Annotated in this window: 17 protein-coding genes; 6 read left to right on the top strand and 11 right to left on the bottom strand. The window is 63.8% G+C overall.

The annotated features are described in order from the left end of the window. Positions 1-20: 20 nt before the first annotated feature. Entirely contained in the window at positions 21-674 is a 654-nt protein-coding gene (locus CFK21_RS08055) for a peroxiredoxin (RefSeq protein ID WP_096366173.1), read from the top strand. Positions 675-751: 77 nt separating this feature from the next. Next, positions 752-1,486, top strand: a complete 735-nt coding sequence (locus CFK21_RS08050) for a ZIP family metal transporter (RefSeq protein WP_096366172.1) — start codon at positions 752-754, stop codon at positions 1,484-1,486. A gap of 176 nt (positions 1,487-1,662) precedes the next feature. Here CFK21_RS08050 and CFK21_RS08045 read toward each other — a convergent pair whose 3' ends face one another. Further along, a complete protein-coding gene (locus CFK21_RS08045; protein ID WP_231971480.1) occupies positions 1,663-2,232 on the bottom strand; it encodes a MarR family winged helix-turn-helix transcriptional regulator in 570 nt (189 codons plus the stop codon). A 137-nt stretch (positions 2,233-2,369) separates the two neighbouring features. Here CFK21_RS08045 and CFK21_RS08040 point away from each other — a divergent pair, with 137 nt between their 5' ends. Then, the gene (locus tag CFK21_RS08040; protein WP_096366170.1) at positions 2,370-2,852 is read left to right on the top strand and encodes a cytochrome P460 family protein; all 483 of its coding nucleotides are present in this window, start codon (positions 2,370-2,372) and stop codon (positions 2,850-2,852) included. 51 nt (positions 2,853-2,903) lie between these two features. Here CFK21_RS08040 and CFK21_RS08035 read toward each other — a convergent pair whose 3' ends face one another. The 9 genes from CFK21_RS08035 to CFK21_RS07995 form a co-directional block, all read right to left on the bottom strand. Beyond that, positions 2,904-4,490 (bottom strand): inorganic phosphate transporter, encoded by a 1,587-nt coding sequence (locus CFK21_RS08035; protein ID WP_231971479.1) that lies wholly within the window; start codon positions 4,488-4,490, stop codon positions 2,904-2,906. Positions 4,491-4,575: 85 nt separating this feature from the next. Then, entirely contained in the window at positions 4,576-7,812 is a 3,237-nt protein-coding gene (locus tag CFK21_RS08030; RefSeq protein WP_096366168.1) for a bifunctional diguanylate cyclase/phosphodiesterase, read from the bottom strand. A gap of 252 nt (positions 7,813-8,064) precedes the next feature. Beyond that, positions 8,065-8,505, bottom strand: a complete 441-nt coding sequence (gene trxC, locus CFK21_RS08025) for a thioredoxin TrxC (RefSeq protein ID WP_096366167.1) — start codon at positions 8,503-8,505, stop codon at positions 8,065-8,067. 58 nt (positions 8,506-8,563) lie between these two features. After that, positions 8,564-9,394, bottom strand: coding sequence for an arsenite methyltransferase (locus CFK21_RS08020; protein ID WP_096367549.1), 831 nt, complete (start codon positions 9,392-9,394; stop codon positions 8,564-8,566). A gap of 126 nt (positions 9,395-9,520) precedes the next feature. Further along, complete coding sequence (locus tag CFK21_RS08015; RefSeq protein WP_096366166.1) at positions 9,521-10,174, bottom strand: TIGR04282 family arsenosugar biosynthesis glycosyltransferase; 654 nt, start codon at positions 10,172-10,174, stop codon at positions 9,521-9,523. Positions 10,175-10,378: 204 nt separating this feature from the next. Further along, a complete protein-coding gene (locus tag CFK21_RS08010) occupies positions 10,379-11,107 on the bottom strand; it encodes a TIGR04283 family arsenosugar biosynthesis glycosyltransferase (RefSeq protein WP_096366165.1) in 729 nt (242 codons plus the stop codon). After that, on the bottom strand, positions 11,055-12,014 hold the full coding sequence (gene arsS / locus CFK21_RS08005; protein WP_096366164.1) for an arsenosugar biosynthesis radical SAM (seleno)protein ArsS: 960 nt from the start codon (positions 12,012-12,014) through the stop codon (positions 11,055-11,057). Before arsS ends, CFK21_RS08010 begins: the two co-directional genes overlap by 53 nt. 209 nt (positions 12,015-12,223) lie before the next feature. Further along, the gene (locus tag CFK21_RS08000) at positions 12,224-13,186 is read right to left on the bottom strand and encodes a VTT domain-containing protein (protein ID WP_096366163.1); all 963 of its coding nucleotides are present in this window, start codon (positions 13,184-13,186) and stop codon (positions 12,224-12,226) included. Then, complete coding sequence (locus CFK21_RS07995; protein WP_096366162.1) at positions 13,183-14,040, bottom strand: sterol desaturase family protein; 858 nt, start codon at positions 14,038-14,040, stop codon at positions 13,183-13,185. Before CFK21_RS07995 ends, CFK21_RS08000 begins: the two co-directional genes overlap by 4 nt. A 102-nt stretch (positions 14,041-14,142) precedes the next feature. Between CFK21_RS07995 and CFK21_RS07990 the strand changes: the two genes are divergently transcribed. The 3 genes from CFK21_RS07990 to CFK21_RS07980 all read left to right on the top strand — a co-directional run bounded on the left by CFK21_RS07990 (position 14,143) and on the right by CFK21_RS07980 (position 15,971). Beyond that, the gene (locus CFK21_RS07990; RefSeq protein WP_096366161.1) at positions 14,143-14,808 is read left to right on the top strand and encodes an ArsR/SmtB family transcription factor; all 666 of its coding nucleotides are present in this window, start codon (positions 14,143-14,145) and stop codon (positions 14,806-14,808) included. A 42-nt stretch (positions 14,809-14,850) separates the two neighbouring features. Next, entirely contained in the window at positions 14,851-15,237 is a 387-nt protein-coding gene (locus CFK21_RS07985; RefSeq protein WP_096366160.1) for a hypothetical protein, read from the top strand. 254 nt (positions 15,238-15,491) lie between these two features. Next, positions 15,492-15,971, top strand: a complete 480-nt coding sequence (locus tag CFK21_RS07980) for a DUF411 domain-containing protein (protein ID WP_096366159.1) — start codon at positions 15,492-15,494, stop codon at positions 15,969-15,971. A gap of 90 nt (positions 15,972-16,061) precedes the next feature. On the opposite strand, the gene CFK21_RS07975 is transcribed toward CFK21_RS07980, so the two are convergent. Then, entirely contained in the window at positions 16,062-17,906 is a 1,845-nt protein-coding gene (locus tag CFK21_RS07975) for a hypothetical protein (RefSeq protein WP_157745528.1), read from the bottom strand. Between the last annotated feature and the right edge of the window lie 30 nt (positions 17,907-17,936).

Below are 17,936 nucleotides of genomic sequence, written 5' to 3'. Positions count from 1 at the left end.
TTCAGACAAGGAGACCCCTCATGAGCAATGACACCGAAACCCAGTCCTACGGCATGCCCCACATAAACGAACCGGCCCCGGACTTCGAGGCCAAGACCACCCACGGCGTGAAGAAGCTGTCCGATTACAAGGGCAAGTGGCTGGTGCTGTTCTCGCACCCGGCCGACTTCACCCCGGTGTGCACCACCGAGTTCATGGCCTTCGCCCAGGCCTATCCGGAGTTCCAGAAGCTGAACTGCGACCTGCTCGGCCTGTCCATCGACAGCTACTACTCGCACGTGGCCTGGGTGCGCAACATCAAGGAGAAGTTCGGAGTCGAGATCCCGTTCCCGATCATCGAGGACCTGAGCATGAAGGTGGCGAAGGCCTACGGCATGATCCATCCGGGGGCGGCCGACACCTCCGCGGTACGGGCGACCTTCATCATCGACGACAAGGGCATCCTGCGCGCCATGGTCTACTACCCGATGACCAACGGCCGCTCGATTCCGGAGTTCGTGCGCCTGGTGTCGGCCCTGCAGACCTCGGACCAGAACAAGGTCGCCACGCCGGAAGGCTGGCAGCCGGGCGATAAGGTCATCGTGCCGCCGCCCGGAACCGCGGATGATGCCGAGAAGCGCATGAACGAAGGCTACGAATGCACCGACTGGTACTTCTGCAAGAAGGCGATCTGATCCGCCACAACCAAGCCGCCCCGATCCGGGGCGGCTTTTTGATTTGCCGCCGCAGCCCGACACGATAAAGGCCAGTGATGGAAAACAGCTTCTGGACTGCCCTGATCGCAAGCAGCCTTGCCGCCCTGGTGACGAGCCTGGGCATCTATACCATCCGACGTTTCACCGCCTGGGGACATCGCAACACCACCTACTTCATGTGCTTCGCGGCGGGGGTGCTGGTATCAGCTTCCTTTCTGCACATCATCCCGAAATCCTTCTCAATGAATCCTCAGGCACCCTTCTGGCTGCTGGCCGGGTTCCTGGGACTGCACCTGTTCAATCGATTCGTCACTGCCTTCGTCTGCGAACGCGATCCCGAGCGGAAGGACTATGCCATCGGCCTGATCCCCATGCTCGGCATCGGTTTGCACTCCCTCATTGACGGCTTTATCTACTCCATCACCTTCACTGTCAGCATCCTCACGGGCTACCTGGCGACCCTGGGGATGGTGCTGCACGAATTTCCGGAAGGCATCATCACCTATCTGCTACTCGTACGCGGCGGCATCGCCGAGCGCAGGGCCGTGCTCCTGGCGTTCCTGGCGGCTGCGGCAACCACGCCGCTGGGCATGCTGGTCTCCTATCCCTTCATCAGCGCGATTGACCGGGATATGCTGGGCGCCCTGCTGTCGCTGTCCGCCGGCGCCCTGGTCTATGTCGGCGCCACCCACCTGCTGCCCCGGGCGGAACAGGAGCACAGGCGATACAGCCTGGTTGCCCTGGCCGGCGGTGTGTTCGTCGCAATGATCATCGTCGCGTCAAAAGCCTGAACGGGCGCCCTGGCGGAAACGGTTGCGACGCATATGGAAACCGTAGCGTTCTATTACCGGCAACTCGTCAGTCAGGAGGCAATCGCGCCCTGACTTAAACCAAACAGCCTCCGCGAAACCCGGGGCGGTTCATCACTCCTGTACGGACATGCGTCTGTCGCGCTGACCGCCCCGGTCTAGCTTTCCTGTCCACCCGCCTGCGACCACTCACGACACAACCGCCCGGTCTGCTCTTCGGCAAGGGGCTCACCGGTCAGGCCGCAGCTGGCATTCTCCGGGCTGCCCTGGAAATGCACACACTGACGACAGATACCGAAGGCCCGCTGGCCATTGAGGCGCTGCAGTTCTGCCAGCAGCGACCGCAGCCCGATCTCGAGCGCCTCGCCTCCGGCATCGGCCGCGGCCAGTGCCGCATCCAGCCGCTGCGCCCAGCTGCGCTCGAGCACCGCCCTGCCCGCCCGGGTCAGTTCCAGGTGGATGCGTCGGCCGTGTTTCGGGTCCGGCCGCTTGACCAGCAGGCCCTTGCGCTCCAGTACCGCCAGGGACTGGGACACGGTGCCGCGGGTAATACCGAAGTATTCGGCGATGGCAATGGGCAGATCGCTGTAGCGGTTGGCCTGGGCCAGGTAGCCGAGCACCTGCACATGGATGGGCAGCAGGCCGTGACGGGCGGCGTCCTCACGCACGGATTGATGGATCAATGCACCCAGGCGTTCGAGCAGTAAGGCAGAGAGGTTCATACTCATAATGTATCGCCTCAAAGCATTTATTGACAAGCAGGCGCGTCGGGTCAATACTTCATTTTGTATCGACTCGATTCATATAATCTGTATTAAGTTAATACTATAGTTAATTGTTTATTATATATAAAGGAGGGATTATCATGATCCGTACTGCACTCTCACTCGCCATCCTGGCCGGAATCAGTTCAGCCCCCATCCTCGCGGACGACAATGGCGTGCCCTATCCCGAGGACTACCGCGACTGGCACCACGTCAAGAGTATGGTGATCGAGGAAGGTCATGATCTGTACGAGGCCTTCGGCGGCATCCATCATCTGTACGCCAATGATGCGGCACTGGAGGGCTATCAGGCAGGCAGCTTCCCGGACGGCGCGGTCATCGTGTTCGATCTGCTCGAGGCCGAGCACGGGGGCAATGCGGTCACCGAGGGATCACGCAAGGTGCTGGGGGTGATGCACAAGGACAGCGGACGCTATGCCGAAACCGGCGGCTGGGGCTTCGAGGGCTTCGCCGAGGGCGACCGTGGGCGACGTGCCGTGGGAAAGGAGGCCGACACGGCCTGCTTCCAGTGCCACACCTCGCAGCGCGACCATGATTATGTGTTCAGCCGGCTGCGGAAGTGAGCCCTTTGCCGGACTGAAGCATCGGGGCGGCCCGGACGAATCTGTCGCGGGCTAGAGCCCCGGATCCCACCAGGTGGTGATCCGGAACAGCAGTGCGGCCAGCACGGCGGTGGCGGGGACGGTGATGACCCAGGCGGCGACGATGCGCAGCACCATGGAGCGCTTCACCAGTTCGCTCTTGTAGGCCTTCTTCATCGCCTTGCGTTCCTTCTTGGCAAAGACCAGTGCGTCCGGATCATTGGCCTTGGCGCGGCGCTTCATCTCCGCCAGCATCACCCGCTTCTCGGCCACCGGGGCCATCTCGAAGGCCTTCATATAGGCTTCGACCGCGGCCAGATCACTGCCCTTGTGGCCGGCATGGATGATCTTCTCCATCTTGGCGTAGTTGGTCTTGAGGTACTCGCGCAGGAAGCCCACGCCGAACAGGGCACCGATGGTGACATGGGTAGTGGAGACCGGCATACCGAGTTGGGCGGCCAGGATCACGGTCAGGGTTGCGGACAGTGCGATGGCAAAGGCGCGCATGCGGTCCAGTTCTGTGATCTCCTTGCCTACGGTCCGGATCAGTTTGGATCCGTACAGCGCCAGCCCCGCCGCCAGGCCAAGCGCGCCCAGCACCAGAATCCACAGCGGCGCCGGCGCCTTGCCCGCCACCTCGCCGGTGCGAATGGTCTCGTAGATGGCCGCCAGCGGGCCGATGGCGTTGGCTACGTCGTTCGCCCCATGGGCAAAACTCAGCAGCGCGGCGGCGAACACCAGCGGCCAGGTGAACAGCTGGTTGACCGCCTTCTTGTCATTGTTGCCGGCCGCGGCCGCCCGGCGCAGCGGCGTGCGAATCAGGGCAAATACCACAGCGGCCACCACCAGGCCAACACCCACGGCCTGGCCGATGGGCAGACGCAGGATCGCGCCGAGGCCCTTGATCAGCATGAAGGTCGTGAAGGCCCAGGCCATCAGGGCCACCAGCCAGGGCATGATGCGTCCCGCGGCCTGATTCATGTCACGCCGGTAGGTGATGCTGCGCTTGATGAAATACAGGATGGCCACGGCGATCACACCGCCCAGCAGCGGCGAAATCACCCAGCTGGCCACGATCTTGCCAATGGTGACCCAGTTGACCAGGCCCCAGCCGCCGGCCGCTACACCGGCGCCCATGACCGCACCGATGATGGAATGAGTGGTGGAGACCGGCGCGCCCAGGGCGGTGGCCAGGTTCAGCCACAGGGCCGCGCCCAGCAGCGCGGCCAGCATCAGCCAGGCGAAATCGGACACCTGGGCGATCTGGGACGGATCGATGATGCCGCCCTTGATGGTACTCACCACCTCGCCGCCGGCGATGATCGCGCCCAGGGCCTCGAACACAGCCGCGATCACAATCGCCCAGCCCATGCTCACGGCCTTCGAACCCACCGCCGGGCCCATGTTGTTGGCCACGTCGTTGGCGCCGATGTTCATGGCCATGTAGGCGCCGACGATGGCCGAGGCGACCAGCAGCAGCAGGCCGGTGCCGCTCAGCGTGGGCAGATGCCCGGCGTGCCAGATGCCGAAGGCGAACACGCCGATCATGAAGACCAGACCGGCGGTCAGCCGGAAGTATTCAGGACTGCGTATGGCAGCGACTTTGGTATTTGCTTTCAAACGCCTGCTCCCAGGAACGGTCGGGACACAGGCGCATATTACAGAATTATGGCAGTGAAGACACGGGGGTGGTCGCGGCGCCGGCCTAGTCCATCCGGGCGGCGGCAACGATGAAGCGGGACTCGAACTCGCGGGCAGCCATGGGACGGCCGAACAGATAGCCCTGGTAGGCATCGCAGCCGTAGCGCTCCAGGTAGACCTTCTGCTCGGCGGTCTCCACGCCCTCGGCGATGACGTGCAGGTTGAGCGAGTGCCCCATGGCGATGATGGCGCGCACGATGGCCAGATCGTTGGCCGAATGCGCCAGGTCGCGAACGAAGGAGGTGTCGATCTTGAGCTGGTCCAGCGGCAGGCGCTTGAGATAGGACAGCGATGAGTAGCCGGTACCGAAATCATCCATGGAAAAGCCCAGGCCGAGCCGGCGCAGACCGTCGATCTTCTCGATCACGCCGGCGATGTCGTCCAGGACCACAGACTCGGTGAGCTCCAGCTTCAGACCGCACGGATCCGCGCCGCTGCGTTCGATGATCTCCTGCAGCCGGCGGATGAAATCATGCTGGTGGAACTGCCGCGCGCTGATATTCACCGCCAGACTGAAACCCCGCTCCGGGCACTGCTGCTGCCAGGCTCGCAGCTGCAGACAGGCGGTTTCCAGCACCCAGTAGCCGAGCGGCACGATCAGCCCGGTATCCTCGGCCAGCGGAATGAACTCGGCCGGGGAGACCGGCTTGCCCGGTTCCGGGATCCAGCGCAGCAGTACCTCGGCGCCCAGCAGCCCACCCTCGCGGTCGATCTGCGGCTGGTAGTACAACTCGAACTCGCGCTGTTCCAGCGCCCGGGACAGCGCCGTCTCCATGCTGGCGCGCTGCTCGACCTTGTGCTGCATGTCGGGATTGAAGAAGCGGATGGCATTGCGCCCGGCCGACTTGCCCTCATAGAGGGCGACGTCGGCCTGCTTGAGCAGTTCCTCCTGGCTCGACTCCCGCCCCTGGAACAGGGTCACGCCCAGGCTGGCGGTGAGACGGTAGTCACTGATTCCGGCCAGGCTGTAGGGCTGGATCAGGCCTTCATGGATCTTGGACGCGACCTCGCTGACATAGCCCGCGGCCTGATCACGGTCCTCGGCCAGCGCTTCCAGCAGCACCACGAATTCATCGCCGCCCAGCCGCGCCACGGTATCGGAGTCCCGTACCTGGCGCCGGATGCGGCGACCGACCTCGATCAGCAGTTCGTCACCGGCATGGTGCCCCTGAGTGTCGTTGAGCAGCTTGAAGTGATCCAGGTCGAGGATCAGAACCGCCCCGTGCTGGCGGCTGCGCTCGCTGGTGGCCCGGGCGTGTTCGAGCCGGTCGAGGAACAGGCGTCGGTTGGCGAGCTGGGTCAGCGGATCATAGAAAGCCAGCTGATGGATGCGCTGCTCGGCCGCCTTGCGGTCCGAGATGTCGGTGAACGAGCCGATGTAGTGGGTCACCTCACCGGCCGTGTCGTGCACCACGCTGATGGTCAGCCATCCCGGATAGATCTCGCCGTCCTTCTTGCGGTTCCAGACCTCGCCCTGCCAGTAGCCCTGACGGAGGATGTCGCGCCACATCCGCACGTAGAAGCGTGCGCTGTGGCGGCCGGATTTGAGGAGCTCAGGCGTGGTGCCGATCGCCTCCTCTGCCGTATAGCCGGTAATGCGGGTGAAGGCCTGGTTGACCTGCTCGATGCGCAGATCCCGGTCCGTGATCATGATGCCGTTCTCGACCTCGAAGGCGGCCGCGGCGATGCGCAGCCGGTCCTCCGTGCGGCGGCGCTCGGTCACATCCCGGATCACTGCCGCATAGCCGAGCAGCTCGCCCTCCTCGCTGCGCAGCGGCGTGCCGATGGTCTCGCCGACGAAATCCGTACCATCCTGTTTCCGGTACACCATCTCGTAAGGGGATTGTCTCGTGTGCGCCCCGCTGTGGTAGTGCAGCCGCCCCTGCTCACTGAAATCGTTTTCGTCGGCATAGAGCATCCGGGTCGGTTGTCCCTGCAGTTCCTCCAGCCGGTAGCCGAAGGTCTGCTCGAATCCCGGGTTGATCCACTCGATGCGCCGTTCGGGATCGGCCAGCACGATGGCGTCGGGGAAGCCGTCGGCAATGGCATGGAAACGCGCCTCGCTGCGGATCTGGCGCAGCCGGCGGCGGTGGTTCTCCACCCCGAAGCCGATGTCGGCCGCCATCTCGTCGAGCAGTGTTATTTCGCGTTCCTTGAAATAACCGGGCGTGTCGGCGTAGATGTTGAACACCCCGAAGACCTCGCCCTCGCAGACCAGGGGAAAGGCGGCAGAGGCCCCGAAACCGACCTGCTCAGCCCGCTGCAGCCAGGGCCGGGTATCCCGGTTGGCGCTGAAGTTGTTGTTGATCTGATGTCGGCGTTCGCGGAAGGCGCAGCCGCTGGGGCCGCCGCCTTCGGGCCGGCCGGCATCGACCGAGACCTGCAATCCCTGGAGATAATCCAGTTCCCCGCTGGCGGCAGCCACCTGCAGCCAGCCGTCGGCATCGGGCAGGCCGATCCAGGCCAGTCGGAAGCCGCCGTACTTCGCCGCGATATCGCACACCTGCCGGAACAACTCATCCTGGTTGCTGAAGCGCACGATCGCCTGATTGGTCTCGCTGAGGGTGGCATACAGCCGGTTGGTATGGGCGATCTCGGCCTCGTTGCGCTTGCGCCGGCTGACATCGGTGTGGGTGCCGAGCATGCGCAGCGGCTGGCCCTGGTCGTCCCACTCCAGCACCCGGCCACGGTCATGAATCCAGATCCAGTGGCCGTCCCGGTGGCGCATCCGGTGTTCGATGTCGTAGTAATCCAGTTCGCCGCGCAGATGGCGCTGCAGGGCATTACGCGCCCGTGGCAGGTCTTCGGGGTGGACGCGGTCTTCCCAGGTCCTGATGGTGGTGGGCATCAACTCATCCAGGCGGTAGCCGATCAGCTCCGCCCAGCGCTCGTTGAACACGGTCCGGCCGCTGGGGATGTGCCACTCCCAGGTCCCGACCCGGGTGCCCTCGATGATCCCGGCCAGGCGCTCGCGCTCGGTGGTGAGCGCCTGGAGCACGCTGACGGTATTGCGGTTCTCGTGCCGGATCAGGGCATAGATCAGGAGTGCAGACAGCAGCACATAGGCCAGCCCCTTGAGGTTCTGCAGACTGTGCAACATGTCTGCATCCACGGCGATCAGGCGCACCAGCCAGTCGCTGGACAGGATCCAGGCAATGCCGAACAGGGCGTAATAGAAGGTCACCCGCAGGGCACTGCGGCTGCGGCTGAAGCGGCGCTGGTCGGTTGGCGGACTCTGCATATCGTGGCGCTCGCCGGTGCTCTGTCCCTGGCGGACATGATTTCCATAAAAATCAGTTCATTAACTTCCAGCACGGAGAGCCGGCCTGGGTGCCCGGCAGTGTCCGCCACGCCCCGCTGGAAATGCATCATACAGGGCGTCTGCATGTCATGTAACGGCCGGGATTTGTGGAATTTGATCCGCGTTTCGGAATGAAACCCGGCGATCGGACCGGTCCGGCGGGACAGTACCGACCGGGGCAGCGATCAGCTTTCAGCGGGGGAGGTGGTGTTTCACCCAGCGCACGATATCGGCCGCGCCCATCGCGCCGGGCTGGCGGGCCAGTTCGCGGCCCCGGGCGAACAGGGCCAGGGTGGGAATGCTGCGGATGCCGAAATGCGCGGCCAGTGACTGCTCGACCTCGGTGTTGACCTTGGCCAGCCGCAGCTGCGGTTCGAGCTGCCGCGCGGCCTGGGTGAACTGCGGCGCCATCATCTTGCACGGCCCGCACCAGGGGGCCCAGAAATCGACCAGCAGCGGGATGTCGCTGCGTTCGAACTGCTTCTGGAATCCGGCCTGGGTCAAGTCGACCGGTTCGCCGGTGAACAGCGGCCGGTGGCATTTACCGCATTTGGGCCCCTCGCCCAGGCGCATGGACGGGATGCGATTGACCGATTGGCAATGCGGACAGACGAGATGCAGTGCTTCAGGCATGGCGAAAATCCGCTGTCGATAACTCCATGCCGATCAGATGGGGATCGGCCTGTGATTTTCAAGATCCCTTCACCTGTCCGGCCTGGGGCTTGACTGCCTCGATGGTCGCGGACAGCACATAGTCCTCCACCCTGCTGCCGGGCACCCAGTCGCGGATGAACTCGCGCGACGCGTCCTTCGGCTCGATGCGGATGTCGGCGAAACCCGCCGCCGCCAGTATCGCGGTCAGTTCCGCGGCGGTGGAGGCGCCGGACACACAGGCCGAGTGCAGCTGCAGATCCTGTTGCATCGCCTCCGGCAACTCGGTGCCGGCCACCACGTCGGAGATGGCCAGACGCCCGCCCGGCCTCAGCACCCGGAAGGCCTCGCGAAAGACCTGCGCCTTGTCCGGTGACAGGTTGATCACGCAGTTGGAGATGATGACATCGACGCTGCCATCACTCACCGGCAGGTGCTCGATCTCGCCGAGGCGGAATTCGACCTGCGAATAGTTGCCCTTGCGGGCATTGGCGCGCGCCTTGGCCAGCATCTCGGGCGTCATGTCCACGCCGATCACCCGGCCGGAGGCACCGACCTCGGCCGCGGCCAGAAAGGCATCGAAGCCGCCGCCGCTGCCCAGGTCCAGTACCGTTTCGCCCGGCTGCAGACTGGCGATGGCGCGCGGGTTGCCGCAGCCCAGGCCCATGTCCGCGCCTTCCGGGACGCTCTCGAGGTCGGCCTGACTGTAGCCCAGTCGGGTCGAGATCAGGGCATTGATGGCGGCATCGTCGGACACCCCGCAGCAGCTCGACTCCACCCCGCAGCAGTCGCCGGCCTCGCTGGCCTCGGCCACGGCGGCATAGCTGCTGCGCACGGCGTTGCGGATATCATCGGATCGTTGTTCGCTCATGGCCATTACTCCTGTTCGGTATTAACAGAATGTAGGATGGGTGCAGGCGCAGGGCGCCGAAACCCATCGTCGGCAGTCTGCGCCATGATGGGTTACGCCTTGCTTCACCCATCCTACGTCACCCCGTTACCAGACCAGATTTCCGCACAATTCCGGCCTGTCGCGCTGCAGCCGCAGCCAGTCCTCACGGGTATCGATATCATACAATGCATCCAACTCCTCCCACGCCAGGCCGGCTGCGCGGCAGCGGTCGCGGGTCTGCGCCATGACTTCTGCCGTACCCCAGTCGATATTCCGGAAGGGCGCCGGATCGGCACGGCAGGTACCCACCAGACCGTAGCCACCGTCGATGGCCGGTCCGAACACCCAGGGCACGCCCGCCTGCAGCCGCGCGGCGGCAGCTTCAATATAGGCCGGATCGATACCGGGGCAGTCGCTGCCGATCAGGATCGCGAAATCGGCGTGTCGCAGTTCGGCCGCCAGGGCATTGCCCATGCGCTCGCCCAGGTCACTGCCCTGCTGCGCCCGGAGTTGCAGGGCATGACGTGCGGCCAGGTTCTGCAGCCAGGGTGAATCGACATCGGGCCAGGCATACAGGCAGGCCGGCATCAGGGCAGCCCCGCCTGCCATGCCGGCCAGGTACGCGGTCATGGCGCAATGAATGTCAAAGGCCGCCTGTTCGCCCATCTCGGCCGCCAGGCGGCGCTTGACCCGGCCGCGCACCGGGCTGCGTGCGAACAGCAGCAGGCGGGCACCCGGGTATCTGGCTGTACGACTCATTCCGGGCGACTCGCCTGACTGACCACCAAACCCGGGAAATCCACGAACCGTATTCCTCGAGGAAACTTCTGATTGATTCCTTCTTCGTCATCCCGGCGAAGGCCGGGATCCAGAGGCATCAGACACCTGGATGCCGGCCTTCGCCGGCATGACGGATTGATCAGAGCTTCCTTTGTGGATTCAGTGGGTTTCGCAGCCATATCCTCAAGTGTAAAGCCGGGCCAGGCGCTCGGGCGCCAGGCCCAGGAAATAACCCAGACGCAGGCTCCACATCAGCAGGATGATGCGGACCACTCCGCCCTGCTCCCAGCGCCGGCCGGAGGTTTCGATGCACTGACGCAGGCACAGCGGCGGACTGATGCGTTTAAGCGCCCGGCTCAGTTCGATGTCCTCCATCAGCGGCTGATCGGCATAGCCGCCGATGTCCAGAAACGCAGCGCGTCGCACAAAGATGCCCTGATCGCCGGTGGCAATGCCGGTCAGGCGCGAGCGCAGATTCATCATCCGGGCCACCCACCCCAGCAGAGGGGCACGGCCGTTGATGCGCACATCGAATCGTCCCCACGCCCGGTCCGGATCGGCTTGCATTGCCTGCAGCAGCGCCGCGGCATGCCCATGACCGAGCCGGGTATCCGCATGCACGAACCAGAGAATATCGCCGCCCGCCGCCCGCGCACCGGCGTTCATCTGCCGCGCCCGGCCCGGGGCGCTCTGCAGCGCCGCATCGATATACGGGCGGGCCAGTTCGAGCGTGGCATCCTGACTGCCGCCGTCGACCAGTATGACCTCATGGCCCTGCCCACGCAGCGGCTGCAGCGCATCGAGCAGACCGACGATACCCCCGGCCTCGTTCAGGGCCGGGATGATGATGGACAGCCGTTCAGCCACCCAGCGCCCCGCCGCAGCTGCTGCCCTGCCCTGCCGTGCAGCCATAGCAGTGATCGGCCACGGCAATGGGGCGGGCGTCAAGGTCCCGGCCGATCAGTTCGGACAGATGGGTCGGGCGATCGTCTCCCAGGGCGAGCCCGAGCATCTGGTTGAAATCGCAGTCGTAGACGTAACCCTGCCAGTCGACGCTGATCAGACTCCGGCACATCACCGTATTCAGGTTGTCCGGACAGTGCGCCGACTTGAGCAGGGCCATGTAATCCTCGAACCCGTCATGCGAGATCAGGGTGCTGCCGAAGCGGGCGATGGGCATGTTGGTCAGCGCATACAGGCGGTTGAATACCACGCCCTCGCGTTCAGCCAGTTCGCGCCGGTAATCGGCCTCCAGACCGGCCTGCGGCGGTGGCAGCCAGGGACCGACCGGGTTGTACATCAGATTGAGTTCCAGCCCGCTGTCGGGCTGCCCGTAGCCCAGGGCGTTCAACCGCCGCAGGCCGCGGATGCTGGCGCCATACACGCCCTTGCCGCGCTGGTTTTCCACGTTCTCTTCCAGATAGCAGGGCAGCGAGGCGATGATGCCGACCCGGTGTTCGGCCAGGAAGTCGGCCAGATCCTCCTGGCCGGGCTCCTCCAGGATGGTGAGGTTGCAGCGGTCGATGACCTCCACCTCCAGCGCGCGTGCCACACTGACCAGTTCGCGGAAGCGGGGATGCAGTTCGGGTGCGCCGCCGGTCAGATCCAGCTGCCGCACGCCGCTGGCCTGCAGGAAGGCCACCACCATCTGCAGAGTGGTACCGTCCATCATCTCGCTGCGGGTGGGACCGGCATTCACATGACAGTGCAGACAACTCTGGTTGCACTTGTAGCCGAGATTGACCTGCAGGGTCTGCAGCGGGCCGCGGCGGATGGGCGGGAAATCTGTTTCGCGCAGTAATGGCAGGGTGGCGTGCATGCCGGTCGGACTCCTGAAGGCTATGAGTTTGCGTGTTGGACAGTGGATTGTCAGTAAAGTGCCACCGTCTCTATACATCCATGCAGGTTGGGTTAGACGCGCAGCGTCGTAACCCAACACATCTCGCCGGTTGTCGGGTTACGCTTCGCTAACCCGACCTACATGCTGTCATTGCGAGAGCAACGTGACAATTTCATATGGACCAGCCATCACTTCTCCACAGGATAACCCTGCTGATTCCAGCTCACCATGCCCTTGCGCACCACATGCACATCGGCAAACCCCTGCTGGACCAGCAGCCGGGCCGCGGCGGCCGACATGCGGTCGGTGCGACACACGGTCGCCACCGGGCGCTCCTGGTACTCACCGAGCTCATCCAGACGCTGCGGCAGTTCCTCCAGCGGGATATTCACCGCACCGGAGATGTGGCCCAGCTCACCGTGATAATCCTCCGGTTTGCGCACATCCAGCAGCAGCAGATCCTCTCCGGCATCCAGCCGTCGCTTGAGTTCATCCGTGGGCAGCAGTTTGCCCTTGCGGATGATGGCGATCAGCCGCGGCAGGAAGGCCACCACCGCCAGCAGCGCCAGTGCCAGCAGCCCCTTCTGGATCAGGCCCTCGCCGCCGGCCACCGCCTCGCGCCCGGCATAGCCGAGGTAGGTATAGGCCAGCGCGCCCGGCAGCATGCAGATCCAGGTGGCAATGAGGTAATGCAGGAACCGGATGCGGGTCAGCCCCAGGGCGTAGTTGAGCAGGTTGAAGGGAAACAGCGGCACCAGGCGCACGAAGGCGACGAAGCGCCAGCCCTCGGCCTCCACGCCCTGGATCAACTGCTTCAGCCGGCCGCCGGTGCGCCGCGCCACCCAGTCCGAGGCCAGGTAGCGTGCCACCAGGAAGGCCAGGGCCGCGCCCAGGGTGGCGCCGGTCAGGTTGTAGAAGGTGCCCAGCACCGGCCCGAACAGGGCGCCGCCGGCCAGGGTCATCACCGAGCCGGGCAGGAACAGCACCGCGGCGATGGCATACAGGGCCATGAAGGCCAGCGGCGCGACCGCTCCGGCCTCGCCGATCCAGGCCTCCAGCGCGGCCACATCGAAGCGGTCGCGGTAGATCACTGCCAGGGCAATGCCGGCTGCCAGCAACGCCAGCAGCAGGAGACGGCCGGTGGACTTCATTCGCCCTCCCCCCACTTGCGCCGGTTGATGGCATAGCCGGCAGTGCCGCGGCTGAAGGGAATGCTCAGCAGCCCCGGCAGCCAGCTGCACCATTTGTCCTCGCGGAAGGTGCGGATACCGATGGTCATGCCCTCGTGGCCGGCGCGCGGCTGGTCGCGGTAGGTGCCCAGCAGCCGGTCCCACCAGGGCAGGTTGAAGCCGAAGTTGCTGTTGGTCTCGTCGTCCTCGATCGAATGATGCACCCGGTGCATGTCCGGCGTAACCACGAACCAGCGCAGTGCCCGGTCCAGCGCAACCGGGATGCGCACATTGCCGTGATTGAACATGGAGGTGGCGTTGAGCAGCACCTCGAACAGCACCACGGCCAGGACCGGCGGACCCAGCACGACGATCACGCCGAACTTGATCAGCATGGACAGCAGGATCTCCAGCGGATGGAAGCGCAGGCCGGTGGTGACGTCATAGTCCAGATCGGCATGATGCACCCGGTGCAGGCGCCACAGCGCCGGGACGGCATGCACCATCACATGCTGCAGCCAGATGAAGAAATCCAGCGCCACCACCGAGGCCAGCACTGCCAGCCAGAAGGGAACCTCCAGATAATTGAACATGCCCCAGCCCTGGGCCTGGGCGAAGGCCGCCATGCCCACGGCCGCGGCCGGGAACACCAGCCGCAACAGCACCGTGTTGAGCACCACCAGACCCAGATTGTTGGACCAGCGCACCGATTTGCTGTGGCCGGGCATGCGCCGCGGGGCCAGAATTTCCCACAGCGCCATCAAAGCGAACACACCGACGAAGAACCCGAGGCGTATCTGCGCCTCGTAGGCCAGTATCCAGCTTTCGCCTGCCATGGTCCGATCCTCTCGCTTGCATCCGGCCGGCGCCGGAGATATTCTGGTAATATTATTCAATTGATCTATTGAATACAATATACGCCACCCGGGATCGCGTCAATGAGCTTCAACGTCAAACATGCCCTGTTCACCCAGTTCGCCCGCGTCGGCAAGGTCCTGGGCAACGCCCACCGCCTGGCCCTGATTGAATACCTGGGCCAGGGCGAGCGCAGCGTGGAGGCACTGGCGCAGGTCGCGGGTCTCAGCGTGGCCAACACCTCGCAGCACCTGCAGCAACTGCGCCAGGCCGGGCTGGTGGAAACCCGCCGTGAAGGCCAGCGCATCTACTACAGGCTCTCCGGCGAGGACGTGGTCGCGCTGCTGGACGCCATGCGCCGTGTGGCCAACCGCCACCTGGCCGAGATCGACCAGCTGGTCGATACCTATCTCACCGTCAAGGACAGCATGGAACCGGTCGCGGCACAGGAACTCATGAAGCGGCTGAAACGCGGCGAGGTCACTGTGCTGGATGTACGGCCCGAGGAGGAATATGCGGCCGGCCATCTTCCAGGCGCGGTCAATATCCCCCTGGACTCGCTGGAAAAGCAACTCGCCGCCCTCCCCGCTGACCGGGAAGTCATCGCCTACTGCCGCGGTCCCTACTGCGTGCTCTCCTACGACGCCGTGGCCGAGTTGCGCCGGCGCGGCTACCAGGCCCGGCGGCTGGAGGAAGGCTATCCCGAATGGCGCAGTGCCGGTCTGCCGGTGGAGGAAACCCGGCACTGATTTCGTGGTCCAATCCGGTAATGACAGCCAGCGGAGGCGGCCATGCATCACTCAGCCGACAAACTGATCTTCGTCTACAACGCCGACAGCGGCCTGTTCAACACCGCCACCGACATCGCGCACAAGATCCTGTCGCCGCAGACCTATTCCTGCGACCTGTGCACCCTGACCCACGGGCATTTCCGGATCCGCAAGGAGTGGGTGGCCTTCCTGGAATCGCTGCCGCTCGAGCAGGAATTCCTGCACCGGGATGAATACCGGGCCCGCCACGGCGGGGCGGAATTGCAACCGCCGGCCGTGCTGCTGGATACCGGCGACGGCCCCGAACTGCTGCTGGACCGCCAGGCCATCGCTGCCTGCCGCGACCTGGCCGCGCTCAAGCAGCGCATCCGTGCCGGACTCGATGCGCAGCTGGCGGCGACCGCGTGAATGCATCGAGCCATACCCGGCCGTTCAGGCTGAGGCCTTCGCTTGCGTGATTCCTGGGCAGGCAGGACAAAAGCGCGCAGCGTGTTGAACGCCCGAAGGGCGGCCCTTTATGCCCTTCAGGGTAGTAGGGCGAGCGCAGCGAGTAATCCAGTCACCGCGGCGGCCTGGAATAACGACCGGGGCAGTACCGTCACAGACGCAACCGGATGACGCCAGCTTCGCTGGCTGATCAGAAAGCTGAAAGGAAACCCAATATGTCGACACCCATCCGAACCCTCGCCGCCCTGGCCCTGACCACCGCCCTCGCCTTCCATCCGGCACTGGCCGAACAACTGGACCGGCTGGTGGTGCACAAGAGCCCGACCTGCGGCTGCTGCGGCAAGTGGATCGATCACATGGAAGCCAACGGCTTCGCCGTCACCCCGATCGACGTGGCCGATCTCGGCCGGATCAAGCGCGAGCACGATATCTGGCCCGCCTACCGGTCCTGCCACACCGCCGTGGGCGAGCAGACCGGCTACATCTTCGAAGGCCATGTCCCGGCCCGGATCGTGGCCCGCTTCCTCGCCGATCCGCCGGCAGACGCCAAAGGCCTGAGCGTCCCGGCCATGCCGGTGGGCAGCCCCGGCATGGAGGTCGGTGACAAGTTCATGCCCTATGAAGTATTGCTGCTGCAGAAGGACGGCGGGAGCCGGGTCTATGCCCGGATCGATTCGCCCGACGATCAGTACTGAACCAGCCTGGCCCTGGAGCGGGAATGAGCCATGTCAGATTCACCACTTCCCAGTCCAGGGCCTTGCATACGGCAATCACGATCGACACAATCACCTTTCCGCCTGATCCTGTAATTCGAACACCAGATTCACCGCGGTTCCGGCTTCGTATTCCCACGAATACACACGATCGACCACGCCATCTCCATCGAAGTCCTGGCTCTCCGTCAACTGCATACCGTTCGCGTCATAGGTGCGGGTCAGGATATAATCCTTGTCGCCATCGGCATCGCGGTCCTCCGACTCCTCGATGAAGTTGCCAGCCGCATCGTATATATAAAACTCGACCGTCTCCAGCACACCGTCGGCATTCCCGTCATACTCCTCTCGCACCCGCCGCCCCTGGGCATCGTAGATGTAGCTATCGATCTCATCAGCCACGCCATCACCGTCATGATCCTCAGTGTAGGCGGTCACGCCCCGGGGATAAGAAGCATTGGCATACGCATATTCATCAATCCGCTCGGCCACGCCGTCGGCATCAGTATCGTCCGCGAACTTCATCAGGTTACCCAGGGCATCGTAATCATACCGGGCGATACGATCCACCTGTCCATCGCCATCATTGTCCTCCTCCAGACCTGTAGCGTACCCGGCATCGTCATAGAAATAATTAGCAATATAATCCCAGGCCCCATCAGCGCCTGAATCGTGCTTGTAAACACTGGTAGCCCCGGCCGCTGTCAGTATGACTGCTCCGATGAAGTTCCAGTCCCCGTCCGCATCCGTATCAATACGTTCTCCGGTCCGGGTGCGCGGATGGTCGCTGTCCGAGAACTCGTACACCTCGATGCGATCCCAGACACCGTCACCGTTCGAGTCAAGACGCTCACGGATCAGATTGCCGAAGGCGTCATAGGCAAAATCCTCTGCTCTTTGCGCAGTTCCGTCACAACCGTCATCGCGACTTTCACTTTCCAGCTTACCGTCCTCACCCCAGACGTAGAAGCGACACTGATCGTCTATGCCATCGCCTTCATAATCCTCGGCCGTTCTCACCAGGCGGTCCTGAGCATCATATTGGTAGGCCATCTTCCAGTCCCCGCGATCGCGTTCCAGAATCCGGCCGTTCTCGGCATAGGTGGTATTCATAATGGTGTCGAAGACACCGTCGCCGTCATTGTCATCGCGTTCTATAACGAGACGGCCATCCTCGTCATATTCATACTCTTCCCGCTTGTCTGCCACGCCGTCATTATCATCATCCTCCTCATAGGCAACAGGACGGGCAGCAGTGAAGCCCACCCCCTGGGCGGCGGAGAAATGGGCCAGAGCCTGAGCGGGAGAGGGAATCCGCGTGCTCGCAAGCAGACCGGCGCCCACCCCCATCTGGACAACGTGTTCGAGTTCGGAATCCCGGTGGAAATCATTCGGTGACTGCGCGAAGTCGATCTCGGTATGCTCTAGCAGTTCCAACATACCGGATTCGATGGATATCCCGTTCTCGGGATTGCCATCACTGTCCAGTGCCTGCAGGAGCACCAGCTGGTTGATCGCCTGGATGGCGCCGGGCACCAGCTGCTCCAGGGTTGCCCCTTCAGGTAGCCTGATTCGCGGGCCGCTATTTTCCGGGATCTGCCGCAATAGGGAATAGATCGCCTGTTGGCTGTCCGGCACGCTCGCATCGGGAAACAGATCAAAAGGTGTCATGGTGGCTCTGGCCTGACCACCACCCAGCACGACAGCGCCAAGGGTGAAGGTGATCTCCTCACCCGGCAGGTAGAGAAAGCTGCCGTCGGCGCCGGTCAGGCCGGACTGGGTTGCGGTGCTATAACCTACGCCTGCAACCGGAGAGTCAACGAAATAGCCGGTTGACGGACCGGAGGCATCGCCCCCACCACCACCGCAGCCAGCAAGCAGATACAAACACGGAAGGAATAGACGGTTTTTATTCATTTTTCACCACTGTGTATAGTCTGTTGGCTT

Origin of the sequence: Thiohalobacter thiocyanaticus (genome assembly GCF_002356355.1) — a bacterium.
Lineage (GTDB): Bacteria > Pseudomonadota > Gammaproteobacteria > Thiohalobacterales > Thiohalobacteraceae > Thiohalobacter > Thiohalobacter thiocyanaticus_A.
This window is presented reverse-complemented; position numbering and strand designations above follow the sequence as displayed.

Bases quoted from the DNA above. Each gene is read 5' to 3' on its own strand.
- CFK21_RS08045 (WP_231971480.1), bottom strand. From the start codon at position 2,232: ATGAGTATGAACCTCTCTGCCTTACTGCTCGAACGCCTGGGTGCATTG.
- CFK21_RS08020 (WP_096367549.1), bottom strand. From the start codon at position 9,394: ATGAGCGAACAACGATCCGATGATATCCGCAACGCCGTGCGCAGCAGC.
- CFK21_RS08010 (WP_096366165.1), bottom strand. From the start codon at position 11,107: ATGGCTGCACGGCAGGGCAGGGCAGCAGCTGCGGCGGGGCGCTGGGTG.
- CFK21_RS07990 (WP_096366161.1), top strand. From the start codon at position 14,143: ATGAGCTTCAACGTCAAACATGCCCTGTTCACCCAGTTCGCCCGCGTC.
- CFK21_RS08030 (WP_096366168.1), bottom strand. From the start codon at position 7,812: ATGCAGAGTCCGCCAACCGACCAGCGCCGCTTCAGCCGCAGCCGCAGT.
- arsS (WP_096366164.1), bottom strand. From the start codon at position 12,014: ATGCACGCCACCCTGCCATTACTGCGCGAAACAGATTTCCCGCCCATC.
- CFK21_RS07975 (WP_157745528.1), bottom strand. From the start codon at position 17,906: ATGAATAAAAACCGTCTATTCCTTCCGTGTTTGTATCTGCTTGCTGGC.
- CFK21_RS08040 (WP_096366170.1), top strand. From the start codon at position 2,370: ATGATCCGTACTGCACTCTCACTCGCCATCCTGGCCGGAATCAGTTCA.
- trxC (WP_096366167.1), bottom strand. From the start codon at position 8,505: ATGCCTGAAGCACTGCATCTCGTCTGTCCGCATTGCCAATCGGTCAAT.
- CFK21_RS08015 (WP_096366166.1), bottom strand. From the start codon at position 10,174: ATGAGTCGTACAGCCAGATACCCGGGTGCCCGCCTGCTGCTGTTCGCA.
- CFK21_RS07995 (WP_096366162.1), bottom strand. From the start codon at position 14,040: ATGGCAGGCGAAAGCTGGATACTGGCCTACGAGGCGCAGATACGCCTC.
- CFK21_RS07985 (WP_096366160.1), top strand. From the start codon at position 14,851: ATGCATCACTCAGCCGACAAACTGATCTTCGTCTACAACGCCGACAGC.
- CFK21_RS08000 (WP_096366163.1), bottom strand. From the start codon at position 13,186: ATGAAGTCCACCGGCCGTCTCCTGCTGCTGGCGTTGCTGGCAGCCGGC.
- CFK21_RS08050 (WP_096366172.1), top strand. From the start codon at position 752: ATGGAAAACAGCTTCTGGACTGCCCTGATCGCAAGCAGCCTTGCCGCC.
- CFK21_RS07980 (WP_096366159.1), top strand. From the start codon at position 15,492: ATGTCGACACCCATCCGAACCCTCGCCGCCCTGGCCCTGACCACCGCC.
- CFK21_RS08055 (WP_096366173.1), top strand. From the start codon at position 21: ATGAGCAATGACACCGAAACCCAGTCCTACGGCATGCCCCACATAAAC.